The organism is Erythrobacter sp. WG, from assembly GCF_026586795.1.
Classification (GTDB): domain Bacteria; phylum Pseudomonadota; class Alphaproteobacteria; order Sphingomonadales; family Sphingomonadaceae; genus Erythrobacter.
The window spans coordinates 24,998-50,446 of the sequence record NZ_JAPFGY010000007.1; the positions used below are offsets into that span (position 1 = coordinate 24,998).

32 protein-coding genes and 1 tRNA gene are annotated in these 25,449 nt (G+C 67.2%); 9 read left to right on the forward strand and 24 right to left on the reverse strand.

Annotated elements, in window-relative coordinates; genetic code table 11:
- Positions 1-11: 11 nt before the first annotated feature.
- Together OPU67_RS05240 and OPU67_RS05245 are read right to left on the reverse strand one after the other, a co-directional pair.
- Positions 12-467 (reverse strand): ATP-dependent zinc protease, encoded by a 456-nt coding sequence (locus OPU67_RS05240; protein WP_267618125.1) that lies wholly within the window; start codon positions 465-467, stop codon positions 12-14.
- The gene (locus OPU67_RS05245) at positions 467-1,255 is read right to left on the reverse strand and encodes an alpha/beta fold hydrolase (protein WP_267618127.1); all 789 of its coding nucleotides are present in this window, start codon (positions 1,253-1,255) and stop codon (positions 467-469) included. The genes OPU67_RS05240 and OPU67_RS05245 overlap by 1 nt, the downstream gene beginning before the upstream one ends.
- A 281-nt stretch (positions 1,256-1,536) precedes the next feature.
- Between OPU67_RS05245 and OPU67_RS16365 the strand changes: the two genes are divergently transcribed.
- The 3 genes from OPU67_RS16365 to OPU67_RS16335 all read left to right on the forward strand — a co-directional run bounded on the left by OPU67_RS16365 (position 1,537) and on the right by OPU67_RS16335 (position 3,492).
- A complete protein-coding gene (locus OPU67_RS16365) occupies positions 1,537-1,695 on the forward strand; it encodes a hypothetical protein (protein ID WP_420708963.1) in 159 nt (52 codons plus the stop codon).
- A 74-nt stretch (positions 1,696-1,769) separates the two neighbouring features.
- Positions 1,770-2,867 carry an HlyD family secretion protein gene (locus tag OPU67_RS05255; RefSeq protein ID WP_267618131.1) on the forward strand — a complete coding sequence of 366 codons (1,098 nt, stop codon included), beginning with the start codon at positions 1,770-1,772 and terminating at the stop codon, positions 2,865-2,867.
- A gap of 76 nt (positions 2,868-2,943) precedes the next feature.
- Positions 2,944-3,492: an MFS transporter gene (locus tag OPU67_RS16335; RefSeq protein WP_324255343.1), complete on the forward strand. Its 549-nt coding sequence runs from the start codon at positions 2,944-2,946 to the stop codon at positions 3,490-3,492.
- A gap of 6 nt (positions 3,493-3,498) precedes the next feature.
- Here OPU67_RS16335 and OPU67_RS05265 read toward each other — a convergent pair whose 3' ends face one another.
- The 13 genes from OPU67_RS05265 to OPU67_RS05325 all read right to left on the reverse strand — a co-directional run bounded on the left by OPU67_RS05265 (position 3,499) and on the right by OPU67_RS05325 (position 14,604).
- The gene (locus OPU67_RS05265) at positions 3,499-4,149 is read right to left on the reverse strand and encodes a 2-hydroxychromene-2-carboxylate isomerase (protein WP_267618133.1); all 651 of its coding nucleotides are present in this window, start codon (positions 4,147-4,149) and stop codon (positions 3,499-3,501) included.
- Between the two features lie 10 nt (positions 4,150-4,159).
- Positions 4,160-4,726 carry an aspartate-semialdehyde dehydrogenase gene (locus OPU67_RS05270; protein WP_267618135.1) on the reverse strand — a complete coding sequence of 189 codons (567 nt, stop codon included), beginning with the start codon at positions 4,724-4,726 and terminating at the stop codon, positions 4,160-4,162.
- A gap of 5 nt (positions 4,727-4,731) precedes the next feature.
- Positions 4,732-5,757 (reverse strand): aspartate-semialdehyde dehydrogenase, encoded by a 1,026-nt coding sequence (locus OPU67_RS05275; RefSeq protein WP_267618137.1) that lies wholly within the window; start codon positions 5,755-5,757, stop codon positions 4,732-4,734.
- 78 nt (positions 5,758-5,835) lie between these two features.
- Positions 5,836-8,067 (reverse strand): S9 family peptidase, encoded by a 2,232-nt coding sequence (locus OPU67_RS05280; RefSeq protein ID WP_267618139.1) that lies wholly within the window; start codon positions 8,065-8,067, stop codon positions 5,836-5,838.
- A 161-nt stretch (positions 8,068-8,228) separates the two neighbouring features.
- Positions 8,229-8,597 (reverse strand): 50S ribosomal protein L19, encoded by a 369-nt coding sequence (gene rplS, locus OPU67_RS05285; protein ID WP_069310445.1) that lies wholly within the window; start codon positions 8,595-8,597, stop codon positions 8,229-8,231.
- Positions 8,594-9,433, reverse strand: coding sequence for a tRNA (guanosine(37)-N1)-methyltransferase TrmD (gene trmD, locus OPU67_RS05290; RefSeq protein WP_267618141.1), 840 nt, complete (start codon positions 9,431-9,433; stop codon positions 8,594-8,596). The genes rplS and trmD overlap by 4 nt, the downstream gene beginning before the upstream one ends.
- Positions 9,430-10,380, reverse strand: a complete 951-nt coding sequence (locus OPU67_RS05295; RefSeq protein WP_267618143.1) for a carbon-nitrogen hydrolase family protein — start codon at positions 10,378-10,380, stop codon at positions 9,430-9,432. The genes trmD and OPU67_RS05295 overlap by 4 nt, the downstream gene beginning before the upstream one ends.
- 23 nt (positions 10,381-10,403) lie before the next feature.
- The gene (locus tag OPU67_RS05300; RefSeq protein WP_267618145.1) at positions 10,404-11,222 is read right to left on the reverse strand and encodes a TIGR04222 domain-containing membrane protein; all 819 of its coding nucleotides are present in this window, start codon (positions 11,220-11,222) and stop codon (positions 10,404-10,406) included.
- A 137-nt stretch (positions 11,223-11,359) separates the two neighbouring features.
- Complete coding sequence (gene rimM / locus OPU67_RS05305; protein ID WP_267618147.1) at positions 11,360-11,863, reverse strand: ribosome maturation factor RimM; 504 nt, start codon at positions 11,861-11,863, stop codon at positions 11,360-11,362.
- 116 nt (positions 11,864-11,979) lie between these two features.
- Complete coding sequence (rpsP, locus tag OPU67_RS05310) at positions 11,980-12,450, reverse strand: 30S ribosomal protein S16 (protein WP_267618149.1); 471 nt, start codon at positions 12,448-12,450, stop codon at positions 11,980-11,982.
- Between the two features lie 55 nt (positions 12,451-12,505).
- Positions 12,506-13,972: a signal recognition particle protein gene (gene ffh / locus OPU67_RS05315; RefSeq protein ID WP_267618151.1), complete on the reverse strand. Its 1,467-nt coding sequence runs from the start codon at positions 13,970-13,972 to the stop codon at positions 12,506-12,508.
- Positions 13,973-14,104: 132 nt separating this feature from the next.
- Positions 14,105-14,180: transfer RNA gene (locus OPU67_RS05320), tRNA-Ala, on the reverse strand.
- A gap of 88 nt (positions 14,181-14,268) precedes the next feature.
- Positions 14,269-14,604, reverse strand: a complete 336-nt coding sequence (locus OPU67_RS05325) for a TIGR02300 family protein (RefSeq protein WP_267618153.1) — start codon at positions 14,602-14,604, stop codon at positions 14,269-14,271.
- Between the two features lie 172 nt (positions 14,605-14,776).
- Here OPU67_RS05325 and aroA point away from each other — a divergent pair, with 172 nt between their 5' ends.
- Genes aroA through OPU67_RS05340 form a run of 3 tightly spaced genes read left to right on the forward strand, consistent with a single transcriptional unit; the run spans position 14,777 to position 17,003 of the window.
- Positions 14,777-16,093, forward strand: a complete 1,317-nt coding sequence (gene aroA / locus OPU67_RS05330; RefSeq protein ID WP_267618156.1) for a 3-phosphoshikimate 1-carboxyvinyltransferase — start codon at positions 14,777-14,779, stop codon at positions 16,091-16,093.
- Complete coding sequence (locus OPU67_RS05335; RefSeq protein ID WP_267618158.1) at positions 16,090-16,362, forward strand: CBU_0592 family membrane protein; 273 nt, start codon at positions 16,090-16,092, stop codon at positions 16,360-16,362. The genes aroA and OPU67_RS05335 overlap by 4 nt, the downstream gene beginning before the upstream one ends.
- Positions 16,359-17,003, forward strand: a complete 645-nt coding sequence (locus OPU67_RS05340) for a (d)CMP kinase (RefSeq protein ID WP_267618161.1) — start codon at positions 16,359-16,361, stop codon at positions 17,001-17,003. The genes OPU67_RS05335 and OPU67_RS05340 overlap by 4 nt, the downstream gene beginning before the upstream one ends.
- A 10-nt stretch (positions 17,004-17,013) precedes the next feature.
- On the opposite strand, the gene OPU67_RS05345 is transcribed toward OPU67_RS05340, so the two are convergent.
- The gene (locus OPU67_RS05345; RefSeq protein WP_267618163.1) at positions 17,014-17,388 is read right to left on the reverse strand and encodes a hypothetical protein; all 375 of its coding nucleotides are present in this window, start codon (positions 17,386-17,388) and stop codon (positions 17,014-17,016) included.
- A 305-nt stretch (positions 17,389-17,693) separates the two neighbouring features.
- Between OPU67_RS05345 and rpsA the strand changes: the two genes are divergently transcribed.
- The 3 genes from rpsA (at position 17,694) to OPU67_RS05360 (ending at position 21,252) form a co-directional block, all read left to right on the forward strand.
- Positions 17,694-19,400 carry a 30S ribosomal protein S1 gene (gene rpsA, locus OPU67_RS05350; RefSeq protein WP_267618165.1) on the forward strand — a complete coding sequence of 569 codons (1,707 nt, stop codon included), beginning with the start codon at positions 17,694-17,696 and terminating at the stop codon, positions 19,398-19,400.
- A gap of 114 nt (positions 19,401-19,514) precedes the next feature.
- Positions 19,515-20,270 carry a hydroxyacylglutathione hydrolase gene (gene gloB / locus OPU67_RS05355; RefSeq protein ID WP_267618167.1) on the forward strand — a complete coding sequence of 252 codons (756 nt, stop codon included), beginning with the start codon at positions 19,515-19,517 and terminating at the stop codon, positions 20,268-20,270.
- Positions 20,271-20,274: 4 nt separating this feature from the next.
- Entirely contained in the window at positions 20,275-21,252 is a 978-nt protein-coding gene (locus tag OPU67_RS05360; protein ID WP_267618169.1) for an NADPH:quinone oxidoreductase family protein, read from the forward strand.
- On the opposite strand, the gene OPU67_RS05365 is transcribed toward OPU67_RS05360, so the two are convergent.
- The 8 genes from OPU67_RS05365 to OPU67_RS05400 all read right to left on the reverse strand — a co-directional run bounded on the left by OPU67_RS05365 (position 21,240) and on the right by OPU67_RS05400 (position 25,384).
- The gene (locus OPU67_RS05365) at positions 21,240-21,848 is read right to left on the reverse strand and encodes a flavodoxin family protein (protein WP_267618171.1); all 609 of its coding nucleotides are present in this window, start codon (positions 21,846-21,848) and stop codon (positions 21,240-21,242) included. The genes OPU67_RS05360 and OPU67_RS05365 overlap by 13 nt on opposite strands.
- A gap of 158 nt (positions 21,849-22,006) precedes the next feature.
- Positions 22,007-22,543: a hypothetical protein gene (locus tag OPU67_RS05370; RefSeq protein ID WP_267618173.1), complete on the reverse strand. Its 537-nt coding sequence runs from the start codon at positions 22,541-22,543 to the stop codon at positions 22,007-22,009.
- On the reverse strand, positions 22,536-23,030 hold the full coding sequence (locus OPU67_RS05375) for an ATPase (RefSeq protein WP_267618175.1): 495 nt from the start codon (positions 23,028-23,030) through the stop codon (positions 22,536-22,538). The genes OPU67_RS05370 and OPU67_RS05375 overlap by 8 nt, the downstream gene beginning before the upstream one ends.
- Positions 23,031-23,118: 88 nt before the next feature.
- Entirely contained in the window at positions 23,119-23,343 is a 225-nt protein-coding gene (locus OPU67_RS05380) for a F0F1 ATP synthase subunit C (protein WP_054118254.1), read from the reverse strand.
- 63 nt (positions 23,344-23,406) lie between these two features.
- Positions 23,407-24,195, reverse strand: a complete 789-nt coding sequence (locus OPU67_RS05385) for a F0F1 ATP synthase subunit A (protein WP_267618180.1) — start codon at positions 24,193-24,195, stop codon at positions 23,407-23,409.
- 94 nt (positions 24,196-24,289) lie between these two features.
- The gene (locus tag OPU67_RS05390) at positions 24,290-24,637 is read right to left on the reverse strand and encodes an AtpZ/AtpI family protein (RefSeq protein ID WP_267618182.1); all 348 of its coding nucleotides are present in this window, start codon (positions 24,635-24,637) and stop codon (positions 24,290-24,292) included.
- A gap of 154 nt (positions 24,638-24,791) precedes the next feature.
- Entirely contained in the window at positions 24,792-25,181 is a 390-nt protein-coding gene (locus OPU67_RS05395) for a YdbL family protein (protein ID WP_267618183.1), read from the reverse strand.
- A gap of 26 nt (positions 25,182-25,207) precedes the next feature.
- Positions 25,208-25,384 carry a YnbE family lipoprotein gene (locus OPU67_RS05400; RefSeq protein WP_267618184.1) on the reverse strand — a complete coding sequence of 59 codons (177 nt, stop codon included), beginning with the start codon at positions 25,382-25,384 and terminating at the stop codon, positions 25,208-25,210.
- Positions 25,385-25,449: the final 65 nt, after the last annotated feature.

The following is a 25,449-nucleotide window of genomic DNA, read 5'->3' on the forward strand; positions in this document are numbered from 1 at the left end:
AACCCGGCGTCTTACCGGCGGACGGGCCCCTTATGCGTTATCGCATGTGATTGCAGCCAGGAATGGCCGCTATCCACCACCATCCGGCGCCTGAGCGCGGTGCGCCCGATCAGCATCGGGAATTGCATCTGGGATCTGTCCGCCAGGCTGATCTCCGCCCGGAACGTCATTTTACCGATCTTGAGCGGCGTCTTGATGACAAAGCGCGTCTGCTGGTCGCCGTTGGAACTCGTGATGCCGCGCACATCGACATGGACGGCCTCGCACTGGTGACGCACGCCGTCCCAGTCAACCGCGAAACGCACGAAACGCCTTCCGTCCCGGGAAAAATCCTCGAGCACATGGGCGTGCAGCGAAGAGGTGCGCGCGCCGGTGTCGATCTTGGCCGGGATGCCCGCAAGGCCCAGTTCCGGCAGGCTGACGATCTCGCGCCACCCGACGACGGTCAGCGGGCGCCGGTCCGACATCAGGGCTGTGCTGCGCGCCCGTCGCCGCTCTCGGCGAGGAACGAGGCGACCGCCTCGCCGAGTTCGGGGAAGGTGACCGAGTTCAGGTGCCCGCCGGGCACCTCGATATAGCGTGCCCCGGGGATCAGCGCGGCAAGTTCCTCTGCCGAGCCATTGTCGCGGTCGTCAGCACCGCAGATGACGGCGGTGGGCATGGCGATGGCGGCGAGCGCGGCGAGGTCGAAATTGCCCATCGCATCGAGCAGCAATCGCGCCGCTACCCGGTCGGTGCCCTGCGACTTGAGGAAGGTGCGCGCGGTGTAGGCCGGATCGCCCGGCTTGATCGTGTCGAACTCGTCGATCACCCGCTTGAAGTGGTCCGCCCGGCGCGACCAGCCGGCGAGACCCTCCACACCCATCCCGCATACGGCCAGCCGCCGCGGCTCGAGTACGCCGCTGGCGACCGCATGGACCGCCGTGCGCGCGCCCAGCGAGAAGCCGACGAGATCGAAGGCGCCGGGGGCAAGCGCAAAGTGTTCCGCGAGCGCGGCAACGTCGCGCACCAGCACGCCCGTGGGATAGGCAGCCGGATCGTGCGGCGCGGCGCTTTCGCCATGCGCGCGGAAATCGAGCATGATCGCCCGGAACCCCGCCGCCGCCAGTCGATCGCCGTGGCCCCACTTGATCCAGTTCATCTGCGCTGAGGAAAAAAGCCCGTGGAGCAGGATCACAGGCGGCCCCTCACCCACCGCGTGGACAGCGAGACACGTCCTTTCGAAGGAGGCGAAATGTTCGGTCGTGAGGGTCATCACGCGCCTGCTAGCGCGTCCCGCCCCGGCACGCCAGCGCGCTTGAAGATAGTAAGCAAGCTTATTGTATGTGGATTTCTGATTGACGACATCGGCTACCGACTCGCCGACAATTCGCGCCATTCGCGCCGCCTCTTCGGCGAGCGGGTGCGCGGCTCGGCCTAACTGGTCCGCAGGCGCGGCTGCTACTCAGCCTCGCGCGGCAGCCGGACCAGAACCAAGCCTTCTATGCCTAACGCCTCGCAGTCGAGCCGATCACCCTCACCCGGATCGTCGATCGGCTGGAGGACGCCGGCTGGATCGAGCGGCAGAGCGACCCCGCCGGCCGCCGTGCGCGAATCCTGCACCTGACCGACAAGAGCCGCGGGAATCGTCACCCGCCCGCGCGTCAGCATCGCGGCAATGACGGAAAAGATGCTCTTCGACCTCAGCACCCATGAGCGCGAGGTCTGCGCTGATCTGCTCGACCGGATCGCCGCCAACCTTGTCGCTGCCCGCCAGCCGGAGGCTCTTCATGGCTGACGCCGATCCCGCCCGCACCCCCGCCAGCGGCACCGGTAGCGCGACGCCGCTCGCATCGCCCGCAGCCGAGGCTGCCGTCACGCGCCGCCCGTGGCTGTGCTGGACTCTCATGCTGATCGTGCCGGTCGGTCTGGCAATCGGCGCCTTGCTCTACTGGCAGAGCATTGCCGGCAAGGTCTCGACCGACAGCGCCTACCTCAAGCAGGACATAGTCTCGGTGAGCGCGGAAGTCGGTGGAGCGATCACCGGAGTCCTCGTCAAGGACGGCGACGTGGTACAGGCCGGGCAGCTACTCTTCCGCATCGATCCCGAGCCATTCCGGCTACAGATCAACGAGGCAAACGCGGCGATTGCCTCGGCGCAGGCCAACGTGATCGCGCTCAGCAACGCTTCCCAATTGACCGGCACGGACATCGAGGCGGCCAGCAGCGACGTCGCCTTTGCCGAGGCGCGCTTCGAGCGGGTCCGTGCGCTGCGTGAGCGCGGCTTCTCGACGAAGGCCGAATACGAAGCCGCAGAGCAGCAGGTGTTGCAGGCCCGCGAGGGGGTGCGCCAGGCGCAAGATCGCCAGCGCGAGGCGCGCGCGCGGCTCGCCAGCGGTCCGGCGGTCCCGGGCGTCAACCCGCAGATCGCCGTCGCCGAGGCGCGACGCGCCAATGCCCAGCTCTCGCTGCGCCGCACCGAGGTGCGCGCGCCAGCCGCCGGGCGTATCGCGCAGGCGGAACGTTTGCAGGTTGGCCAGCAGGCCGTCCCCAACCTTCCCGTGCTGACGCTGGTGCGCGAGAATTCGACCTATGTGGAGGCAAACTTCAAGGAGACCGATCTTGCCGACATGGCGGTGGGCCAGCGGGCGGAGATCCGCTTCGATGCCTACCCCGATGTCGTGCTCAAGGGCCGGGTCGCCACCATCGGCGCCGGGACGGGGTCCGAGTTCTCGGTGCTGCCGGCGCAGAATGCCACCGGCAACTGGGTCAAGGTCACTCAGCGCGTGCCGCTGCGCATCGCAATCGACGGGCAGAGCTCACGGCGGCTGATCGCGGGGCTCTCGAGTGAGGTGACGGTCTTCACCGACCGGGCCGCGAAGCGCTGACATGGCGACCCGGGCCGCGCCCGCACAGCCTCCCGGACGTCTCGCCGGCACCCGGGCGCGAGGGCCAGCGGGCGATGTGCCCGAACTGGTCTCGCGCAACTATCCGCTGATGATCGCCGGGGCGATGGCTGCCTCACTGCTCCAGATCCTCGACACCACTATCGCCAATGTCGCCCTGCCGCATATGCAGAGCTCGCTCGGGGTGACGGTCGACACGATCACCCGGGTGCTGACCAGCTACATCATCGCCTCGGCGGTGGCGCTGCCGGTGACCGGGTGGCTGTCCGACCGCATCGGCGCGCGCACGCTGTTCATCGGCTCGGTGGCCGATTTCATCCTCGCCTCGATGATGTGCGGCCTTGCGCAGACCGCCCACGCCGATCTCGGCATCAACGTGACGGCGGCGACGGGCAGTGTGATTGACTTCTCCACCGTCGACCGCTTCCAGGCGCTGGGCGACAGGGCGCTGGTGCTGCTCGATGCCGAGGTGACGCGGCAGGCGGCGATGATCGCCTATATCCACCATTTCTGGGCGATGATGTGGATCACGCTCGCCGCCGCGCCGCTCGCCTTCCTGATGCGCAAGAACAAGCGTCCGGGCGAGCCCGTGGCGCTGTCCGAATAGGTCGGTTCAGCGCCGCCTGAGGCCGTGTTGCTCCATGCGCCACTGGGCCATGGCGATTCGGTCTTGCCCGAAAAATGGCTCGCCCCTGAACACCAGCGTCGGCACGCCCCAGTGCCCCGCCGCCTCGAGCGCTGCCTGGTTGGCGGCGATCTCCGCATCGAGCGCTTGCGCCTCGTATTGCGCCTCCCCGTCGAGCTCGCAGAAGTCGAGCCCGGCCCGCGCGCAGGCCGGATACATATGGTCCTCCAGGAACCAATCATCGGTGCTGCCGTCCCAGATGATCTTCGAGACTTCGTTCGCGAAGGCAAGGCCGAGCCCGCGCCGCTCAGCCGCCTGCCCCATCCGGCAAAGCCAGTGGATGTAGGGCTGCTCGGCGGCGATTTCGCGGGTGGCGAGGTTCTGGACCACCGGGTCGGGGCGCGGCCAGCGGAACGGCAGGCCAAGCATCTGCGCGCTGCGGGCGGCGTCCATGAAGATGTAGCGCCCCACGTTCGGGTTGCCGGTGAAGAGGATCGAAGGATCGCGGATCGCGATGGGAAGCACGGTGCGCAGCGCGATCGCGAGGTCGTATTCTTGCACAAGTGCCCAATAACGCCCGATGGCGAGATAGGAATATGGCGAGCGGAAGCTGAAGAACAGGTCCGCCTGCAGAGTCACCGCCTGGTCCTCAGCGGAAGAAGCACTGCGTTCCGGCATAGAGCATCGAGACGGCGTCGCCCTCGATGAAGCCGCCGACATCCTCGCCGAGCATGAATTCCTCGCCCAGCGTGCTGTCTTCGACCTTGGCGAAGCCGGGCTTGGCCTCGACCGCGGCGCGCGGGGCACCGAGCTGCACGGGCCCGGCAAAGGTGACGGTCCCTGTCGCGGCGCGGTCGCCGTCCTGCGGGCCGTGCCAGTTCCAGCCGACCAGCTTGCCCTCCTGGAAGTGCGCGGTGAGCCCGCCCGCGAAGTCGGTGAAGGTGATCGGTCCGGCCCCGCACTCGCCATTTTCGCCGCTGCGCAGTTTCGGCCCCAAGGCCTTGGCGAGCGCCGCCTCGACCTCGGCCTGGCCGGCGTCGAAGTAGAAGGCCTCCGCCCCGGCGACGAGCCCCTTGCCGCGCAACTCGGCGGAATTGGCGCTGACCGGAGCCTGCGCATCACCGGCCTCGGGCGTCGCGGGGGCGTTGGGCGCCCCGCCGCCGTTGCACCCGGCAAGGACAAGTGCCGCTGCCAGCGCGATCGAGATGCCCCGCATCGGCCTCACCCTTTCTTCAGGTGGCGGCGGCCGAGCAGTTCGGCGATCTGCACCGCGTTCAATGCGGCGCCCTTCCTGAGGTTGTCCGAGACCACCCACATGGTGAGCCCGTTCTCGACCGTCGGGTCCTCGCGCACGCGGCTGACGAAGGTCGCGGCATCGCCGACACATTCGATGGGGGTGATGTATCCGCCGTCCTCGCGCTTGTCGACCAGCATCACGCCGGGGGCTTCGCGCAGAATGTCCATCGCTTGGCTCGCCGAAATCTCGTTCTCGAACTCGATATTGACCGCTTCGGAATGCCCGACGAACACAGGCACGCGCACGCAGGTCGCGGTGAGCTTGATCTTCGGATCGAGGATCTTCTTGGTCTCGACCACCATCTTCCACTCTTCCTTGGTCGAGCCGTCGTCGAGGAAGCTATCGATGTGCGGGATGACGTTGAAGGCGATCTGCTTGGTGAACTTGGCGGGTTCGACCGGATCGCCGACGAAGATCGCGCGGCTCTGGGCGAAGAGCTCGTCCATCCCGGCCTTCCCCGCGCCCGAAGTGCTCTGGTAGGTGCTCACTACCACCCGTTTGATCGTCGCGGCATCATGGAGCGGCTTCAGCGCCACCACCAGCTGCGCGGTCGAGCAGTTGGGGTTGGCGATGATGTTGCGCTTGGCATAGTCGTCGATCGCATCCGGGTTCACCTCCGGCACGATCAGCGGCACATCGGGGTCCATGCGGTAGAGCGAGGAATTGTCGATCACGACGCAGCCGGCAGCGGCCGCCTTGGGGGCATATTCCTTGGCCGGGCCGCTCCCGGCCGCGAACAGCGCAATGTCCCATCCGGCAAAGTCGAAATGCTCGATGTTCTTGCACTTGAGCATCTTGCCCGTGTCCCCGAACTCGACCTCGGTACCGACCGAGCGGCTCGAGGCGACCGCGGCGACCTCGTCGCACGGAAACTCGCGCTCGGCGAGGACCTGCATCATCTCGCGCCCGACATTGCCGGTCGCGCCGACCACTGCCACCCGGTAACCCACTTGGCATTCTCCTGAGACTTGGGCCTCGCGAGATAGCGTGCGCTCGCCCGAGCGCAACCGCAAAGGTCCTATGCAGACCTATTCCTTGGTAGGAGGCGTCACCCCGTGCGCCGCGAGGAAGCGGAAGATGCCGTTCCAGACGTGCGGCCCGATCTTCGGCCCCGACACCCGGTGCGTGTAGCCGGGGTAGAGCATCATCTCGAAGGGCACGTTGTTTTCCTGGAGCACCGAGATCAGCTCGGAGGCGTTTTCGAACACGACATTGTCATCGGCCATGCCGTGGATCAGCAGCATCGGATCGGCGATCTTCGTGGCATCCGGAATGACGCTCGCCTTGTCGTACGCCGCCTTCATCTCGCGCGGATCACCCATGTAGCGCTCGGTGTAGTGGGTGTCGTAGAGCTCCCAACGGGTGACCGGCGCACCCGCGATCCCGGCGGCATAAAGGCCAGGGTCGGCTTCAAGCATCTTCAGCGTCATGTAGCCGCCATAGGACCAGCCATAGGTCGCGATCTTGGCCGGATCGACGAAAGGCAGGCTCTTGAGGAACTCAGCTCCCGCCTTCTGGTCGCGCACCTCGGCCCCGCCCATCGCGCGGTAGATCGGCTGTTCGAAGTCCACGCCGCGGTTGGCCGACCCGCGATTGTCGAGGACGAAGTAGATATAGCCCCGGTCCACGATCGCCTGTGCGAGCGCCCCGCCCCAGCCCTTGGTCACCATCTGCGGGCCCGGCCCGCCATAGTGGCTGAAGAACACCGGATAACGCTTGCCGGGTTCCATCTTCGGCTTGAGCATCATCCAGTGCAGCGGCGTGCCGTCCTCGGCGGCGATCGTGCCGTATTCCGGGACGACGTGGCCCGCGAGGAAGGGCGCGTAGGGATGCTCGCCTGCGACCCGGTTTTCCTCGATCCACGCCACCTGCTTGCCGTCCGGCGTGGCGAGGTAGGATTGCGGCGGCTGGCCCGGCGCCGAGCGCGTGACATAGAGCAGCCGCCCCTTCCCATCCATGCTCGCGGCGTTGGTGAAGGCGGGGTCGGTGAGCAGTTCCGGCTCGCCCGTCCCGTCGAGCCGCGCGCGGTAGACCTGCTGGGTGAGCACGTCCTTGACGGCCTGATAGGTGAAGGTGCCCGCAGCTTCGTCGAGGCCCACCAGCGTGGTGGTGGGGGAAGTGCCACGGGTGAGCTGCGTCCATTGCCCGCTCGCGAAGCGGTGGAAGTGCCCGAAGCCGTCGCGCTCGGACCACCACAGCAGGCTGCCGTCTTTGAGGAAGCGGTAATTGTCGGTGAGGTTGATCCAGTAATCGGACCGCGCCGCCTTCTCGGTGAACCAGATCGCGCTCGCCCCCGTCGCGGGATCGACCTTGAGCACGTCTATCCGGGTCTGAGCCCGGTCCTGTCGCTGGACATAGATCGCCGAGGCATCGGGCGCCCAGTCGACCCGGGCGACATAGATGTCCGCGTTGAGCCCGAGATCGACCTTGATCTTGTTCCCCCCGTCCGGGTCGATCACGTAGAGGTCGACCACCGCGTTATCGGTGCCGGCCGCCGGATAGCGCTGGTCGAAGACCTTGGTGCCCGTGGCGCCGATCGCTGCGCGGGTCACCACGCCCACGCTTGCCTCTTCGGTGCGCTGGACGACGATGCGCCGGTCGTCGGGGCTCCACCAGTAACCCTGGAGCCGGTGCATCTCCTCCTGAGCGACAAACTCGGCCTCGCCCCAGCGAATCGTCTCGGCCTCTCCTGCGGGCGTGACCGGCTGCGTCTCCCCGCCGACCGGGCCGACCCACAGCCGCCGATCGCGCACGAAGCTGACATATCCGCCCTTGCTCGACAGGCCCGGGTTGAGTTCGTTCGCCTCGGTGTCAGTGAGGCGGGTGACGGTGCCATCGAGCCTGGCGAGGAACAGATCGCCATCCAGCGGCACCAGAACGCCAGCGCCGTCGCTCGCCCACTGGTAGGAAATGATCCCCTTGAGGCTGCCGACGCGGGCCCGCTCGCGCTGCATCTTTTCGTCCTCGGAAAGTTCGCGGCCCGAACCGAGCTTCGCCGAGTCCACCAGCATCCGCCATTCGCGGGTCTCGATGTCGTAGCCCCACAGGTCGTAGCGCTCACGCTCCTCGGGCCGGTTCCTGAGCAGGGTGAGGAAGCGCCCATCGGGGGAGAGCTTGACCTGCCGCGGAGCAGGCCCGTCGAGCGAGGGCGATGCGAAGACGCGCTCGAAGGTCAGTGTGGGCGCGGCTTCAGTCATGGGAGCCTCCGCCATGGCTGGAGCGGCGAGAAAAAGCGTGGCGGCAGCAAGGATGAAACGCATTCCAAAAGTCACCTCGTCATGCGAGCAACCGCTAGGTTGCGCGGCAATCCATGGTCTGTCCTTGGATTGCTTCGCTGACGCTCGCAATGACGAAATAGGGGCCGGAATCGAAAAGGGCGGCCCCTTGCGGAGCCGCCCTTCGAATTGCTGGCCGGAAGCGCCTACGCCTTGGGCGCAGTCGCCTTGCGCTCGACGATGCGCGCGCTCTTGCCGGTGCGGCCGCGCAGGTAGTAGAGCTTGGCACGGCGCACCACGCCGCGGCGGACCACGGTAATGCTTTCGACGATCGGCGAGTAGAGCGGGAAGACGCGCTCAACACCTTCGCCGAAGCTCATCTTGCGCACGGTGAAGTTCGAACCCATGCCGCGGTTCGAGCGGGCGATCACGACGCCTTCATAGGCCTGGATACGCTCGCGGTTGCCTTCCTTCACCTTCACGCCGACGCGGACGGTGTCGCCTGCGCGGAATTCAGGGATGTCCTTGCCAGACTTGGCGATTTCTTCGGCTTCAATCTGCTGGATCAGGTTCACTGGTCCGATTCCTTGGTTTTGCGCCGCGCGCCAGAGGCAGACTGGACCCGAGCGCCCTCATGGCGCTCCCACAAGTCCGGCCTGCGTGACCGTGTGTCGTTTTCGCTTTGCAGCTTGCGCCACGCCGCGATCTTCGCATGATCCCCCGATCGCAGCACTTCGGGGATCGTGCGCCCTTCCCATTCCTGAGGTCGGGTATAGTGCGGGTATTCGAGAAGGCCGTTTTCGTACGACTCCTCCGCCCCGCTTGAAGCGGCGCCCATTACGCCGGGAATGAGGCGAATGCAAGCGTCAAGGAGGGTAAGCGCCGCCATCTCGCCGCCGCTAAGGACGATGTCGGCAAGGGAGACCTGCTCGATCTGCGGGCGGGCCTCGAACAGGCGTTCATCGAACCCCTCGAAACGGCCGCACAGGATGATGACCCCGGGGCCTGCGGCAAGCTCGCGGATGCGCGACTGGGTGATGGGTATGCCGCGCGGGGTCATGGCGAGGATGGGGCGCTGCCCCCCAACTCCGTTCGTGTCGAGCGAAGTCGAGACACCTTGGGTAAGCTCCGCGCCACTGTCTCTCGACTTCGCTCGAGACGAACGGGATTCTTCTTCCCCCGTCACACTATCCAAAGCCCGCGCCAGCACGTCGCACTTGAGCACCATCCCCACCCCGCCGCCTGCGGGGGTATCGTCGACCGTGCGGTGCTTGTCGGTGGCGAAGTCGCGGATCTGCACCGTCTCGCAGGCCCACTTGCCCTCGGCAAGCGCGCGCCCCGCAATGGAGTGCCCGAGCGGCCCCGGGAACATCTCGGGATAGAGCGTGACGACGGTAGCGGCGAAGGTCACTGCCAGTTAACCCCATTCTTCGCCCGCGTATCGACCGTCAGCTCGAACACATCCGGCCGCGCATAATGCCCGTCGGTATCGAGGTTTGTCAGCCCCTCGGCCACTTCGGCAAGATCGAGTTCGGCAAGGAGCGTCTCCTCCCCCTCGCCTGCCTGCGCGATCACGCGGGTGTCGGGAGCGGCGATCAGGGAGCCGCCGCGGTTGAGCACTTGCGAAGGGATCGCCTCCAGCAACTCGCGCGCTTCGCCATCGCCGCCGACCCGCTCCAGCCCGTCGAGCAAATCGTAGCGCGTCTGCACCAGCCCCGCCGCCAGCACAAAGCAACGGCCCTCCATCGCATAGTGGCGCGAGGCGATCTGGTGGCTCTCGCGCACCGTCGGCCATGCGGCGATGTGCACGTCCTCGCCAAGGTTGTGCATCGCCGCGCGCGCCAAGGGCATCCAGTGCTCCCAGCAGATCAGCGTGCCGAGGCGGCCCCAATCCGCCTGATGCACGCCCAGCGTTGATCCATCGCCGCGCGCCCAGATCAGGCGCTCGCCGTGGGTGGGGACCAGCTTGCGGTGATCCAACACCGGCAGGCCGGGGCGGAAGGTCAGCTGGTTGTTGACGAGGCTACGCCGCACCCGTTCGTGTGCGCCGATGCTGATGGTTGCACCGCTCGCGTCGGCGAGATCCTGCAAGGGCAGCAGCCGCTCATCCTGGGGCACCACCGCCTGCTCGAACATGATCCGGTGCAGCGCCTTCGCCCCCGGATGGTCCCACAAGGCCGCGCCCGGCGCCTCGTCGAGCCACAGCGGGTAGCCGCCGAGAAAGGTCTCGCCGAAAGCGACCACCCTCGCCCCGTTCTCCACCGCTGCGCGGGCGAGGGTCACGGCCTTGTCGATCCCACCCTGAAAATCGAGCGGGATCGGTGCGGCCTGGACGACGGCGACAGGAAGCTTCGTCATGGACGAGCGCTTAGGCGCGCGCCTCACTCCCCGCAACCGTCCCCGTCGCCGAGGTCGCATCCGCTTCCCCCGTCGCCGGAGCTGCCGTCGGCCCCGCCCGAATTGGCTGGATGGCGGAGCGCATGGAGCGCCTCCCATGGCGTACCGACCAGAACGCCGGTGCCGTAGAGCGCCACCGCCATGGCCACCTCGTCGCCCCGGACACAGCCGACGCTCTCCCCGCGCCGCGCGCGCAGGTCCTCGATCATGGCGATGCCGGCCTTGGTGCGGGGATCGCTCCGTGCGAAGCGGATCACGGCAAGTGCGGCCGTGATGGCGAGCAGGAGCGCCAGCATCCCGGTCGGCGCACCCGCGGCACCCGCCGCGCGCATCCGGTAAAGACCGAAGAGCAGAACTGCGAGAAGCGGCGCGACCGACAGCCAGCGCAAGCGCAGGAGATCGTCAGGCCACATGAGGAGCCCGGCCCGGCGCAATCGCGCGGCGAGCCGCTCGGCTTGAACCGTGACCGCGCGCTTGGCGGTGGACGTGGTGACCGGACCTTCGTGGGCAAGCAGCGCCTCGCCCGCAGGGCCAACCGACACGTCGCGCTGCGCAATCACCAGTCTGCGGCCCGACCAAGCCTCCAGCGCGCCGCGCACATAGAGATCGGCCATCACCGTCTCGGCGAGACGGGCGCGGCCCCCGGCGAGCATTGCCGCACTTTCCGCATCGGTCGCCTCGCTGTGCCGCCCGGCATCGCGCCAGCGCGCCGGAATCAGCCACGCCGCCACGCTGCTCGCAGCCAGCAGGACGCCGTACACGAACAGGAAATCGCTGCCCGTCGAGGACGAGAACAGCTGCATCAGTCCACCCTTCTCCCGGCCCCGTCTCGCCTCGCGGCAAGCGGAACCGGCGCCAGCGCGACCCGGCGGGGACAAATCTAGCATCAAAAAGGTTAATCGTCCGCAAGCTGCGCGTGGCGCTGTTCGACGAGCGCACGTCAATCCTCGGCGAAAGCCGCCGCAATGGTCAGCCGGCTCTCATCCCAGCCAAGCACGGCCGTGGGGATGAGCGGCACCATGAAGGTCTTCGGCCCCTTGGCGGGCACCGGATCGCGGGCGATCTCGACGAGATCGGTTGCGCCGAAATTCTCGATCGCAGTAACCGTGCCGACAGTATCGCCCGTGTCGGTGACGACCGGCAGGCCGATCAGGTCGGCATGGTAGAACTCGCCCTCCGCCAGCGGCGGCAGGGCCTCGCGCGGGACGGTGAGAACGGTGCCGCGCAGCTTCTCGGCATCGGCGCGCGAGGTGCTTTGGGCAAGGCGGGCGATCGCCCCGCCTTTGCCGTCCTCGCGCAGCTTGAGGAGGGTGAGAGCGCCATCATTGAAGCTCTTGTGGTGCGCAAGCGTCGCGACGCCTTCGCCGAAGAGCTTCAGGCGCACCTCGCCCGCCACCCCGTGAGCGCCTACGATGGCGGCAAGGGTGACGGGCTTGGAATTCATGCGCCACCGCCGTTCGGGCTGAGCTTGTCGCAGCCCTGCACTTCTTCCGGCACGCCAACCAAAAGGAAGAACAGTCCTTCGGCAGTCTCAGGACGAACGGAGGGAGGCACGCGTGATCAGCCTTCGGCCTGCTCTTCAGTGACTTCCGCGGCAGCTTCGTCAGCGCCCGGCGCTTCCTCTTCGGCCGGAGCCGGAGCGGCGGCAGCGGCCTTGGCCTCTTCCTCGGCAGCGCGCGCGGCTTCCTCGGCCTCGGCGATCTTGGCGGCACGCTCTTCGGCGCGCTCCTTGGCCTTCTCGCCCGGTTCGCCCTTCTTGGGGTTGTTGCGCGCGGCACGCTCCTTGATGCCGGCGGCATCGAGGAAGCGGGCGACGCGGTCGGTCGGCTGCGCGCCGACGCCGAGCCAGTAGCGGGCGCGGTCTTCGACCAGCTTCACGCGCTCCGGCGAATCCTTGGCGAGCAGCGGGTTGTAGGTGCCGATCTGCTCGAGATACTTGCCGTCGCGCGGGCTGCGGCTGTTGGCGACGACGATGCGGTAATAAGGACGCTTCTTGGCACCGCCGCGCGAGAGCCGGATGGAAATCGACATGAGTAGTTACCTTTCGAGAAGATTGAACTTTTGGACTGAACTGACTGACTTGAAACTATTTCTTGAACCGCGGAGGCCCGCCGAGCCCGGGCAGACCGCTCATTGGTCCGGGGCCGCCGAGACCCGGCAGACCGCCTGACGGAGAACCGCCGAGGCCGCCCATCGGGCCGCCGCCGCCCATGCCGCCGCCGAACATCGCAGCGAGGCCCTTGAGGCCGCCCATCTTCTTGATCTGCTTCATCGCTCGAGCCATTTCCTGGTGCATCTTGAGCACCTTGTTCACGGTCTGCACATCGGTGCCGCTGCCCGCCGCGACGCGCTTCTTGCGCTTGGCGTTCATCAGATCGGGGTTGGCGCGTTCCTTGGCGGTCATCGAGGAGATGATCGCTTCCATGTGGACCAGCACCTTGTCGTCCATGCCGCTCGCCTGCATGGCCTGCTTGGCCTTCTTCATCCCCGGCATCATGCCGGCGAGCATCCCGAGGCCGCCCATGTTGCGCATCTGCCTGAGCTGCATCGCAAGATCATCGAGGTCGAACTTGCCCTTTTCGAGGTTGCGGGCGAGCTTTTCGGCCTCTTCCTCCTTGATCGTCGCCGCCGCGCGCTCGACCAGGCTGACGACGTCGCCCATGCCGAGGATGCGGTCGGCGACGGAACCCGGGCGGAAGGGCTCGATCGCGTCGAGCTTCTCGCCTGTTCCCGCGAACTTGATCGGCTTGCCCGTCACGGCACGCATCGAGAGCGCCGCGCCGCCGCGGGCGTCGCCGTCCATGCGGGTCAGCACCACGCCGGTGAGCGGCACCTCGCCGCTGAAGGACTGGGCGACGTTGACCGCGTCCTGACCGGTGAGCGAATCGACCACCAGCAGCACCTCGTTGGGCGCCGAGACGCTCGCGACGGCCTTCATCTCGGCCATCAGCGCATCGTCGACGTGCAGGCGGCCCGCGGTGTCGAGCAGCAACACATCGAAGTTCTGGAGCCGCGCGGACTCCATCGCACGGCGCGCGATGTCGACCGGCTGCTGGCCGGGAACGATCGGAAGGGTGGCGACGTCGACCTGCGTGCCGAGCACCGCGAGCTGCTCCTGCGCCGCCGGACGGTTCACGTCGAGCGAGGCCATCAGCGCCTTCTTGCCATGGCGTTCGCGGATCAGCTTGGCGAGCTTGGCGGTGGTGGTCGTCTTGCCCGAACCCTGAAGGCCGACCATCATGATCACCACCGGCGGCCGCGCATCGAGCTTGAGGCCTTCGACCTCCATGCCGCCCAGCGTTTCGACCAGCTCGTCATGGACGATCTTGATGACCATCTGGCCGGGGGTGACCGACTTCAGGACATCCTGCCCCACGGCCTTTTCGGTGACGGCATCGATGAAGCGGCGGGCGACGGGGAGCGCGACGTCGGCTTCGAGGAGCGCAATGCGGACCTCGCGCATGGCATCGCGCACGTCCTGCTCGCGCAGCGCGCCGCGGCCCTTGAGGCGGTCAAAGACCCCGCCAAGCCGATCTGACAGCGTGTCGAACATCGCTCACTTCTCCTCGCGCCGCTGGCCGCGTGCGCATCATGCGAAAAACGCCGGCGGACGAAACCTCGTCGGCCAGCGTTGCGAAAAGCGCCCCTCTGGGGGTCGGACTTCCCGACTTTGATCGATGGTGACTGGTGGAGCCTAGCGGGATCGAACCGCTGACCTCAACACTGCCAGTGTTGCGCTCTCCCAGCTGAGCTAAGGCCCCGAGCCAGTCATCATGCGAACCGGGCCAAGGCGCCCTGTTCGCGGGAGGCGGCCATTATAAGGACCACCTCCCCCTTGCAAGCGAAAAATCAGCTTTCGTCCTCGTCATCGTCGCCGCTGCCGGTCGAGACGCCAAGATCGTCGTCACCGCCGAGGTCGACATCGTTATCGGGCGAATCGCCGTCCTCGTCGATGTCCTCGATATCCTCCAGATCATCGTCACCGCCGAGATCGGCATCGGCATCGACATCGACCTTCTTCTCGACCTCCTCGAAGGGGATCGGTTGCTTGGACTTGAGCACGGGCTCGGGGTTCCAGGTCTCGCCGCATTCGATGCAGGTGACCGGGTCATCCTTGCCCAGATCATAGAAGCGTTCACCGCACTTGGGGCAGGTACGCTTGGTACCCCATTCGGGCTTTGCCATCTGTATTCCTCAAATAAGCCGCCCCGATGCAGGGCGGGCGAAGCGCGGGCTCGCGATTTCGCGGGATTGCACGCAAGTTGTGGGTTCCGGCAAGCCCCGATTCAAGGGGACCGGCCCACCAGCGCGGCGCGCCTTGCCAGAAGCGCGGGGCGCTGTCAAAGACCGCCGCCTTATGACGAGCCACCGCTTCCTGCCGATGGGCCCGATGAAGGGCGCGATCCGAGTGCCCGGCGACAAATCGATCAGCCACCGCGCGCTGATGTTCGCAGGGCTCGCCATGGGGCGCAGCCGGATCAGCGGCCTGCTGGAGGGCGAGGACGTGCTGGCGACGGCAGCGGCGATGCGCCAGTTCGGGGCGCAGATTGCGCGCGAGGGCGATGGCAACTGGGTGGTCGACGGGGTGGGCGTGGGCAGCCTGCTCCAGCCGCGCCAAGCGCTCGAGATGGGCAATTCGGGCACCTCGACCCGGCTGCTGATGGGGCTGGTAGCAAGCCATGCGATCAGCGCAACCTTCGTGGGCGATGCGAGCCTTTCGGGCCGGCCGATGAAGCGGGTGATCGATCCGCTCTCGCACATGGGAGCCAGCATCGAGGCTTCGTCCGGCGGCACCCTCCCGCTGATGCTGCGCGGCGCCAGTCCAGCCGTGCCGATCACCTACCGCCTTCCGGTCGCGAGCGCGCAGGTCAAGAGCGCGGTGCTGCTGGCAGGGCTGAACACCCCCGGCATCACCCGCGTGATCGAACCCGTCCCCACCCGCGACCACACCGAGCGGATGCTGAAGGGCTTCGGGGCGAGGCTCGAGGTGGGCGAGGAGAACGGCGAGACGGTGATCGCCATCCACGGCGAGGCTGACCTGAAGCCCATGGACGTGACCGTCCCCGGCGATCCCTCGTCTGCCGCCTTCTTCATGGTCGCGGCAAGCATCGTTCCGGGAAGCGACCTCACCATCCTCAACGTCGGCCTCAACCCGACCCGCGCGGGGCTCCTTGCGGTGCTGCGCCAGATGGGCGCGGATATCGAGGAGATCAGCCCTCGCGAGATCGGCGGCGAGCCGGTCGCGGACCTGCGCGTGCGCCACGCCCCGCTCACGGGAATCGCGGTCGATCCGGCCATCGTCCCGGCGATGATCGACGAGTTCCCGGTGCTCTTCGTCGCCGCCGCGCTCGCATCGGGCACCACCCGCACCAGCGGGCTCGAGGAACTACGCGTCAAGGAAAGCGACCGCCTCGCGGCGATGGCCGCCGCGCTCGCCAGCGTGGGCGCGCAGGTCGAAGAGCACGAGGACGGCCTCACCATCCATGGCACCGGCGGCGAGCCCCTGCGCGGCAGCACCGAGGCGGCGGTCCGCTCGTTGCTCGATCATCGCATCGCGATGAGCATGGCCATCGCAGGGCTCGCCAGCACCGGCGGTGTGGAAATCGACGATATCGCCCCGATCGCCACCAGCTTCCCGACCTTCACGAGCCTTCTCGGCGAGGCGAGCGCGTGACGGTCCCGCTCGACTGGCCGAGCCTCGTCGGCTTTGCGGGCACTGCCTGCATCATCGGCGCTTACGCCTACCTGACGCTCGCCAAGGCGACCAACCCCTTCGTGCTCCACGGCACCAACTTCATGGGCGCCGCGCTGCTGACGGTCTCGCTCGTCTACCACACCAACTGGGCGAGCCTCGTGCTCGAATTCTTCTGGGCCGCGATCGCACTGGTCGGCCTAGCGCGCGCGTGGCTCTCCCGCAAGGACGCAGGTGAGGTGGCCGAATGATCGTCGCCGTCGACGGCCCGACCGCGAGCGGCAAAGGCACCATCGCCAAGGCGCTGGCGGCCCATTTCGGCCTCCCGCATCTCGACACCGGGCTGCTTTACCGCGCGGTCGGGCGGCAGGTGGCGCTGCACGGCGGCGACCCGGACGACCCTGCGGATGCTCTGGCGGCCTGCACCTTCCCCGATGCGCTGCTCAAGGAGGAGACCCTACGCTCCGAGGCGGCGGGCAGTTTGGCGAGCCGCGTCTCGGTGCATCCTGCGGTGCGCCGCGCCCTCTACGACCGTCAGCGCGCCTTCGCCCTCCAGCCAGGCGGCGCGGTGCTCGACGGGCGCGACATCGGCACCGTCATCGCGCCCGAGGCGCAGGTGAAGCTGTTCGTCACCGCGAGCGTTGCCGAGCGCGCACACCGCCGCTGGCTGGAGATGTCCGCGCGCGGGATTGCTGTCGATCTCGCCGCGATGGAGCGCGACATCGCAGCACGCGACGACCGGGACATGAACCGCGCCGACGCCCCCCTGATGGCAGCCCCGGGAGCGCTGGTGCTCGACACCACCACGCTTGGCCGCGAAGAGGCGATCGCAGCCGCGATCGAGGCGGTGGGTGCGCGGCTGTCTGCGCCGCCGACGCCGCCCGGGGCCTGACCCGCTTGCGTCAGAACGGCGTGCTGGAAAGGATTTCCCTCGCCTTTTCCATGATAAGAGGCTTCTTGGCGTCGCGCCCCTTCTGCTGGTACTCGTTGTCGGACTTGCCACAATCCGGAACCAGCCGCGTGCTGGTCTCGTCCACCGGCTCGAGCAGGATGGTGCACTCCGCCATCCACAGCTTGCCGCGCAGCTTAACCGCGACCGAATGGCCCGCCCCCCGCTCGAAACGCATGAGGATCTTGTTGTCCTTGTAGAAGTATGTGGCGGCCTTGTCGGACAGCCTGTTCTTTGTCGCATCGACCGACAGCGGATAGACATCGGCTTCGTTGCAGCCCGCCAGTGACAGAGCAGCAAGGATGATGGGGATCAGCACGTGACGCACCAGGACAGCCTCCTCGTTTCCGATTCCAGGGTAGCCGCCATTGCTTTACATCGACTTAGTGCCCGTCGCCCTTTGACTGCCGGTGAGCGCCGGGCGAAAATTCTTGCCTTCGCCTCCACTTTCCCCTAGGCGCGCGGCCGTTCTCGCAATCCCTGAAGGTTGAAGGAACCCTCGCGCCGGCATGGGGCCGCGCGGGGAAGTCTGCCTCTTGCCCCGCCAGCCCCGGCAATGGTGCCTGGGAAGCGGCAAAAGACCCCGGAAAAACCGGTGGCCGGTAGCACAACGAAACAGGACCTGCTGACCTTATGGCAACCCAGATGCCCACCCGCGCTGACTTTGAAGCGCTTCTCAACGAACAGCTCGGCGGCGCCGGCGACGAAGGCTTCGAAGGCCGCGTCGTCAAGGGCACCGTCACCGCGATCGAGAATGGCTTTGCCGTGATCGACGTCGGCCTCAAGAGCGAAGGCCGCATCTCCTTGAAGGAATTCTCGCGCGGCGAGGACGACCACGGCCTGACCGTCGGCGGCGAAGTCGAAGTCTATGTCGACCGTGTCGAGAACGCCGACGGCGAAGCCATGCTCAGCCGTGACCGTGCCCGCCGCGAAGCCGCCTGGGACAAGCTGGAAAGCGAATTCGGCGAAGGCAAGCGCGTCGAAGGCCGCATCTTCGGCCGCGTCAAGGGCGGCTTCACCGTCGATCTCGACGGCGCCGTGGCCTTCCTCCCCGGCTCGCAGGTCGACATCCGCCCGGTTCGCGATGTCACTCCGCTGATGGACGTGCCGCAGCCTTTCCAGATCCTCAAGATGGACCGCCGCCGCGGCAATATCGTTGTCTCGCGTCGTGCCGTCCTTGAAGAGACCCGCGCCGAACAGCGCAGCGAACTCATCAACGATCTGGTCGAAGGCCAGATCATCGACGGCGTGGTCAAGAACATCACTGACTACGGCGCCTTCGTGGATCTCGGCGGCATCGACGGCCTGCTGCACGTCACCGACATGAGCTACAAGCGCGTCAACCACCCGAGCGAAGTGATCGCCATCGGCGACACCGTGACCGTGCAGATCGTGCGCATCAACGCCGAAACGCAGCGCATCAGCCTCGGCATGAAGCAGCTCGAGAGCGATCCGTGGGACGGTGTCTCGGCCAAGTATCCGGTCGGCATGAAGCTGTCGGGCCAGGTCACCAACATCACCGAATACGGCGCCTTCGTTGAGCTGGAGCCGGGCATCGAGGGCCTCGTCCACGTCTCGGAGATGAGCTGGACCAAGAAGAACGTCCACCCCGGCAAGATCGTCTCGACTTCGCAGGAAGTCGAAGTGATGGTGCTCGAGGTCGACAGCGACAAGCGCCGCATCAGCCTCGGCCTCAAGCAGGCCCAGCGCAACCCGTGGGACGAGTTCGCCGAGAAGCATCCGGTGGGCTCGGTCGTCGAGGGCGAAGTCAAGAACGCGACCGAATTCGGCCTGTTCGTGGGCCTCGACGGCGACGTCGACGGCATGGTCCACATGTCGGACATCGCCTGGGGCATTTCGGGCGAGGACGCGCTGGCGCTGCACCGCAAGGGCGAGATGGTGCAGGCCGTCGTGCTTGACGTCGATGTCGAGAAGGAGCGCATCAGCCTCGGCATGAAGCAGCTCGAGAAGGGCGCGCCCTCGGCTGAAGGCGCCTCGACCGCCGGCTCGCTGCGCAAGAACCAGACCGTCACCGTCACCGTGCTGGAAGTGCGCGACGGCGGCCTCGAAGTGCAGGTCGGCGAAGACGGCGCGACCGGCTTCATCAAGCGTTCGGACCTCGGCCGCGACCGCGACGAGCAGCGTCCGGACCGCTTCCAGGTCGGCAGCAAGGTCGATGCGATGGTGATCGGCTTCGACCGTTCGAAGAAGCCGAACTTCTCGATCAAGGCGCGTCAGATCGCCGAAGAGAAGGAAGCCGTGGCGCAGTTCGGCTCGTCGGATTCGGGTGCCTCGCTCGGCGACATCCTGGGCGAAGCGCTCAAGCGCAAGGACGACTGATTTCGTGGGGCCCGCCGGCTTGCCGGCGGGTCTCATCGACATCCGGAAAGGCCCGCCCGCTCACCCGAGCAGGCGGGTCTTTTCCTTTGCCTGCACCCCCTGTAGGGTTGGCGCATGATCCATGTTCACCAGTTCCCCTGTCTCAGCGACAACTACGGCTTTCTCGTCCACGACACCGAAAGCCATGAAACCGTCGCGATCGACACGCCCGACGGAAGGGCCTACCTCGCCGAGGCCGAGCTCAAGGGCTGGCGCATCACCCAGATCTGGAACACCCACTGGCACCCCGATCACGCCGGCGGCAACGCGCTGATCCAGAAGGAGACCGGCTGCACGATCCTCGGCCCCGCCGAGGTCGAGGGCAGGTTCCCGGTCGACCGCATCGTCGCCCACGGCGATGTCGTCACCGTCGGCAAGGTGCGCGCGCGCGTGATCGACGTCTCGGGCCACACCAACGGCCACATCGCCTTCCACTTCGCCGAGAACGGCATCGCCTTTGTCGGCGATTCGGTCTTCGCGCTGGGATGTGGGCGAATGTTCGAGGGCGAACCCAAGCAGTTCTGGGCGAGCCTGTCGCGCATCAAGGCCTTGCCGGCCGAGACGCTCCTATACTGCGCGCACGAATACACCGCCTCGAACGCGAAGTTCGCGCTCCATGCCGATCCCGACAACGTCGCGCTCCAGGATTATGCCGACGAGATTGCCGACAAGCGCGGCAGGCAAGAGCCGACCGTCCCGACGACGCTGCGCCGCGAGCTCGCCACCAACCCCTTCCTCCGGGCCGACGATCCGGCCATCATGGAACGCTGGGGCGGCAGCGCTCCGCACGAGACTTTCGCGGCGCTGCGGGCGGCCAAGGACAACTTCTAGGGTAATGCAGGCCCTCAGGGTCGATCGCCTGTCCGACGACCTGTCGGGCCTCACGCTCGCCGACGTGCCGCCGCCTGACCGCGCACCGGAAGAGGTGCTGGTGCGGGTGCGCGCGGCGTCGCTCAACTTTCCCGACCTGCTGATGACCCGCGGCGGATACCAGTTTAAGCCGGAGGTCCCCTTCACGAGCGGCCTCGAATTCGCGGGCGAGGTGATCGAAGCCGATCCCGCCAGCGGCTTTGCCCCCGGCGACCGGGTGATGGGCAGCAACAAGACGGGCGCCTTCGCCGAGCTTGCCTGCATTCCCGCAGGCAAGCTCTCGCTCATGCCGCGCGGCATGGACTTTCCCGCAGCCGCAGCACTGGGCGCAACCTATGCGACCGCGTTTACGGGACTCGTCGAGCAAGCGCAGATGCAGGAGGGCGACTGGGTGCTCGTCCACGGCGCGAGCGGCGGCGTGGGCTTGGCCGCCTGCGATCTTACCCGCGCATTGGGCGCGCGGGTGATCGCCACAACCGGTTCGCCCGCGAAGGCGGGGCGGATCGCCGCCCTTGCGCGCCCCGAAGCGGTGCTCGTCGCCGAGGGGCGCTTCCGCGACCGGGTCGCGGAGCTCACCGGCGGCCGCCTCGCCGACATCGTTTTCGATCCCGTTGGCGGCGACGTCTTCGACGAATCCACCCGCTGCGTCGCCTTCGGCGGCAAGCTGGTGGTGGTCGGCTTCACCTCGGGCCGGATTGCCGACATCCCGACCAATGTCCCGCTCATCAAGGGCTTCAGCATCCTCGGCCTGCGTGCCGGCGAATATGCCCGCCGCTTCCCCGAACGAGGCCGAGCGATCCAGAGCGCCATCGCGAAACTCGCGGAAGAAGGCCGCATCACCCCCGCGATAGACCGCATCCTCCCCCTCGCCCGCTGGCGCGAGGGGTTCGAGGCGATGGCGCGGCGCGAACTCGTCGGAAAAGTCGTGTTTCAGCCCGGATAGGGCGCGTCCTTGAGCAACCGGGCGAGGTGCGCAGCGTTGCTCGCCACCATCTTCGCCGTCTCCTGCACCTTGTCGGGAGTCTTGGCGAGATCCTTGAAATCGGTGCTCCCCATCGCCTCGCCGACCCAGTAGCAGGCCGCCGCTGCCGGGATCGTCCAGCCCGTATCGTTCAGCGACTGGAACAGCTGCGAACTTGCCCAGTGCGCGCCGTCCTCGTTGCCGACGATCGCCGCCACCGCGACCTTGCCGTAGCTCGGCATCCGGCCCCTATCGTCGGTCTCGGATAGGAAGGCGTCCATCCGTTCGAGCACCCGCCGGGCGACGGACGAGGCCTGGCCCAGCCAGATCGGCGTGCCGAAGACAAGAATGTCGGCGGCGAGGATCTGCTCGCGGATTCTGGGCCATGCATCGCCCTCCCCCTCGTCCGAGGTGACGCCGGGCTTCACGTCGTGATCGGCGATGCGGATCGGTTCGCCCACCGTCACGTCATGCTCCGCGAAGGCTTCGCGCAGCACTGCGATCATCGCGTCGGTCGAGCTTTCGCGCTTGCCCGAAGATGCGAGCGAGCAATTAATGGCGCAGGCGGTGAGGGTCACGGGCATCTCCTTCGTCAAAGGAAGAAGAAGCTTGGGCAAACCGCAATTGTTTCATCGCGTCCGGCGGCACGCCCGCTCGCCGCGACCGGCAGAGCGCGCAACGAAAAAGGGCGGCCCCGCCGGACCGCCCCCTTTTCCATATGCAGGCTTCGTGTCGCTCAGAGCGAGGCGATCACCTCGTCGGCGAGCCTGCGGTCGGCCGCACCGTCATGCGCCTGAGCGATCAGCTTGCGCGATGCAGCAGCGGCAGCGGTGACCGCGCGGGCCTTGACCTCGGCGACCGCAGCGCGCTCGGCGGCGGCGATCTTGTCCTCGGCCATGCGCTGGCGGCGGGCGACCATCACTTCGCTGTCGGCCTCTGCGCGGGCGAGGATGGCGTCTGCCTCCTCACGCGCGCCCGCCAGCATCGCCTCGGCATCCTTCTCGGCCGATGCAATCTTGGCGGCATATTCGGCGCGCAGGGCCTCGGCCTCGGCGCGCAGGGTCTTGGCCTCGTCGAGCGCAGTGCGGATCGCGGCGATCCGGCCGTCGAGCCCGCCGGTAATCACCCCGGGAACCTTCTTCCACAGGAAGACACCGAGCAGCACGGTCATCGCGAGCGCGACCCACTGGTAGGAATCGACCCCCAACACGCTCGGCTCGGCATGGTGCGCCTCGGCGCCGGCGGCGGCGAGCAGCATCAGGATGTCAGACATGGGCCATTACCTCCTTGACCGCAGCCTCGGCAGCGGCAGGTTCGACATGGGCACCCGCGACCCGGGCCACGATGTCGCGCGCGGCGTCGGCGGCGACGCCTTCGATCTCGGCCATGGCGCTGCTACGGGCGGCGTCGATGGCGGCTTCTGCCTCGGCGAGCCGGGCGTCGAGACGGGCCTGGGTCTCGGCAAGCTTGGCCGCGTTGGCGGCGGCCGCCTTCGCCTTGGCCTCGCCGATCACCGCCTGGGCTGCAGCGCGGTTGGCGTTCTCGCGGGTCCGCCACGCCTCTTCCTCGGCCGTCGCGGCGTCGCGGGCGGCCTGGGCGGCGGCGAGGTCGCCGGCGATCTGGTTGTCACGCATCTCCACCGTGCCGAGGATCTTCGGCACCATGCCGAGGCCGACGACCACGAAGGTGAGGCCGAAGAACACCAGCAGCCAGAACACCTGGCTCGTCAGCGTTTCCGAGAGTTGTGCGATCTGAGGCATGAGGGACCTTTAGCGGGCAGCGCCGAGGACTTCGCCGCGCCGGGCACGGGGACGCATCCCCGGTCCCGGCGCGGCAATGTGGCGGATCTTAGCGGAAGATCAGCAGGACGGCGATGACGAAGGCGAGCAGGCCGAGAAGTTCGGCGGCCGCGAAGCCGATGAACAGGCGGCCCTGCTGGCCGTCGGCAGCACCCGGATTGCGCAGCGCGCCTTCGAGGAACGAGGCGAAGACGTTGCCCACGCCGAGCGCGGCAAGGCCCGCGCCGATCGCCGCGAGACCGGCACCGAGAAGAGCTGCAGCAGTAGCGTCCATGACTTAAACTCCGTTGAAATTCTGGTTGTTGTCGAGGGTAGTGAAGAAAGCCGCTCAAGGCTCTCAGTGAAGGTTTTCCGCGTCGTTGATGTAGAGCGAGGTCAACAGCGCGAAGACGTAGGCCTGGATGCCGGCGACGAGGATCTCGAGCGCGCTGATCGCGACCATCAGGATGAAGCTCGGTACGCCGACCGCGACGCCGATGCCGAGCCCGCCATTGCCGCCGGCGATGACGAAGCTCGCCAGCACCTTCAGGAGCACGTGGCCGGCCATCATCGCCACGAACAGGCGCAAAGCGAGGCTGAAGGGGCGGACCATGAAGGACACGAGTTCGATCAGGCTGATCGGAAGTGCGAGGAAAATCGGGGTGTTGGCGGGCCAGAACAGCGAGAAGAAGTGCAGCCCGTGCTTCCAGAAGCCGACGATCAGGACGATCGAGAAGCTCAGGATCGCGAGCACGCCGGTCGCGGTGAAGTGGCTCGTGAAGGTGAAGGCATGGACGCCCGGGATCAGCCCCAGGGGCACCAGGCCGAGCAGGTTGCCGACCAGGATGAACATGAAAAGCGTAAAGATGTAAGGCACATACTTGCGCCCGGCCTTGCCCACGTTGGCCTCGAGCAGGTTGTCGATGAAGCCCGTCATGGTCTCCACCGCCATCTGCCACCGGCCCGGCACCAGCGCGCGCTTCATGCCGCCCGCGACGAACACCCATACCAAGACGGCGGTGATCGCCATCCACAGCGCGGAGTTGGTGAATGCGATGCCCACCCCGTCGGCCAGCTGCCAATCCGCCCCGGCGACCGGGTGGATGGTGAACTGCTTCATCGGATCGACCTTGCCTTCGGCTGCCACGATCGGAAAAACCCCAGATGTTTCACGTGAAACACGCCCTCAAGCCGGGTGTGGAGGGGGTGTAGCGGGGGTCTAGGCCGACCCTGGCGGGGGTCTAGACGTCGCTATCGGGCCCCTGGTCCGGCTCTGCGGGACGCGCCTTCGCGCTCAGGATGATGCTTCTGAAGGCCGAGCCCGTTCCGAGGAACAGTCCGGCCAGCAGACCCCAGGGCGCGATGCCGAGCAATGCGTCAATCGCAAAGCCGATCACCAGGCCGCCGACGATCCCGCCCAACAGGTTGGCGAGGACCCGGTCGCCGCTGCGATAGTTCGCATCGACGCCCTTGACCAATCGCCGGTTGCGCTCCTCTTCGCGCTCGCGTGCGGCCCTGAGCCGCGCTTCGAGCGCGTCGATCCGCGCATCCTCTTGAATGGGTTCTCGGGCGGGTTTCTCGTCGCTCATGCCATGCTCCCAGAATGCAAGAACACGGCACATCCAACAAGCTGCCCGCCGAGGGCGCCGCCCCCTTAGAAGGGGGGCAGAATTGTGTCAACCGTGAGGGGACACGATATGCCGCAAGTGCGAAATAAGCCGCGCGGGCACCCCGCGCGCGCCCTCAGCCTTTCGGGCAGCGCGGATCGAGCACCGGAGCGTCATTGGTGCGGGTCTGCCACGAACCGTCCGGCGCGCGATACTTCTCGCCCGGCACGGTCCGCCGGATCGCGGTGCACCCGGCCGCGAAGGCATAGGCCTCGAGCGTGGCGGCGTTCTTCTGCGCGCCGTCGATATAGACCGCGCGCCGCTTGATGTTGATGTCGTCGACGACACCGCGCAGGGTATCGTCCGCCGCGCCGACAATCCCGAGATAGCCGTCGGGCTGCTCGCCCACCTCGCCCTGGGCACGCGCCTTGGCATAGGTGGGGTTGCGATCCTGCGCGAGCGCCGGCGCCGCCAGGACGGCGGCCCCGCCCAGCGCGGCGAGCGTCATGTGAAGAGGACTGCGCATCGTTCTACTCCCTGACGAACCCGGCATCAGAAGATGTCGCGGTTCTGGTCGATGGTGTTGGCCGCGTCCTCGGCGAGGGCATAGAGCACCTCGGCGCGGACGTTGATGTCGAGCTGGATGACGATCGGCTTGTCGGGCGCGGTGATGTTGATGCACCCTCCGCACAACGCCGCCAGCCCGGCCACGGCAACCAACCCCTTCATCACGCGTCCCCTTCCCCGCCGTCGCCCGCATTGAGGGGTGGCACCGCCGGGGCGAGAGGTCAAAT

Coding starts and splice junctions, on each gene's coding strand:
- OPU67_RS05240 (WP_267618125.1), bottom strand. CDS start 467: ATGTCGGACCGGCGCCCGCTGACCGTCGTCGGGTGGCGCGAGATCGTC.
- OPU67_RS05245 (WP_267618127.1), bottom strand. CDS start 1,255: ATGACCCTCACGACCGAACATTTCGCCTCCTTCGAAAGGACGTGTCTC.
- OPU67_RS05255 (WP_267618131.1), top strand. CDS start 1,770: ATGGCTGACGCCGATCCCGCCCGCACCCCCGCCAGCGGCACCGGTAGC.
- OPU67_RS05270 (WP_267618135.1), bottom strand. CDS start 4,726: ATGCGGGGCATCTCGATCGCGCTGGCAGCGGCACTTGTCCTTGCCGGG.
- OPU67_RS05280 (WP_267618139.1), bottom strand. CDS start 8,067: ATGCGTTTCATCCTTGCTGCCGCCACGCTTTTTCTCGCCGCTCCAGCC.
- OPU67_RS05295 (WP_267618143.1), bottom strand. CDS start 10,380: ATGACGAAGCTTCCTGTCGCCGTCGTCCAGGCCGCACCGATCCCGCTC.
- OPU67_RS05300 (WP_267618145.1), bottom strand. CDS start 11,222: ATGCAGCTGTTCTCGTCCTCGACGGGCAGCGATTTCCTGTTCGTGTAC.
- rimM (WP_267618147.1), bottom strand. CDS start 11,863: ATGAATTCCAAGCCCGTCACCCTTGCCGCCATCGTAGGCGCTCACGGG.
- rpsP (WP_267618149.1), bottom strand. CDS start 12,450: ATGTCGATTTCCATCCGGCTCTCGCGCGGCGGTGCCAAGAAGCGTCCT.
- ffh (WP_267618151.1), bottom strand. CDS start 13,972: ATGTTCGACACGCTGTCAGATCGGCTTGGCGGGGTCTTTGACCGCCTC.
- OPU67_RS05325 (WP_267618153.1), bottom strand. CDS start 14,604: ATGGCAAAGCCCGAATGGGGTACCAAGCGTACCTGCCCCAAGTGCGGT.
- aroA (WP_267618156.1), top strand. CDS start 14,777: ATGACGAGCCACCGCTTCCTGCCGATGGGCCCGATGAAGGGCGCGATC.
- OPU67_RS05340 (WP_267618161.1), top strand. CDS start 16,359: ATGATCGTCGCCGTCGACGGCCCGACCGCGAGCGGCAAAGGCACCATC.
- rpsA (WP_267618165.1), top strand. CDS start 17,694: ATGGCAACCCAGATGCCCACCCGCGCTGACTTTGAAGCGCTTCTCAAC.
- gloB (WP_267618167.1), top strand. CDS start 19,515: ATGATCCATGTTCACCAGTTCCCCTGTCTCAGCGACAACTACGGCTTT.
- OPU67_RS05360 (WP_267618169.1), top strand. CDS start 20,275: ATGCAGGCCCTCAGGGTCGATCGCCTGTCCGACGACCTGTCGGGCCTC.
- OPU67_RS05370 (WP_267618173.1), bottom strand. CDS start 22,543: ATGTCTGACATCCTGATGCTGCTCGCCGCCGCCGGCGCCGAGGCGCAC.
- OPU67_RS05375 (WP_267618175.1), bottom strand. CDS start 23,030: ATGCCTCAGATCGCACAACTCTCGGAAACGCTGACGAGCCAGGTGTTC.
- OPU67_RS05380 (WP_054118254.1), bottom strand. CDS start 23,343: ATGGACGCTACTGCTGCAGCTCTTCTCGGTGCCGGTCTCGCGGCGATC.
- OPU67_RS05390 (WP_267618182.1), bottom strand. CDS start 24,637: ATGAGCGACGAGAAACCCGCCCGAGAACCCATTCAAGAGGATGCGCGG.
- OPU67_RS05395 (WP_267618183.1), bottom strand. CDS start 25,181: ATGCGCAGTCCTCTTCACATGACGCTCGCCGCGCTGGGCGGGGCCGCC.
- OPU67_RS05400 (WP_267618184.1), bottom strand. CDS start 25,384: ATGAAGGGGTTGGTTGCCGTGGCCGGGCTGGCGGCGTTGTGCGGAGGG.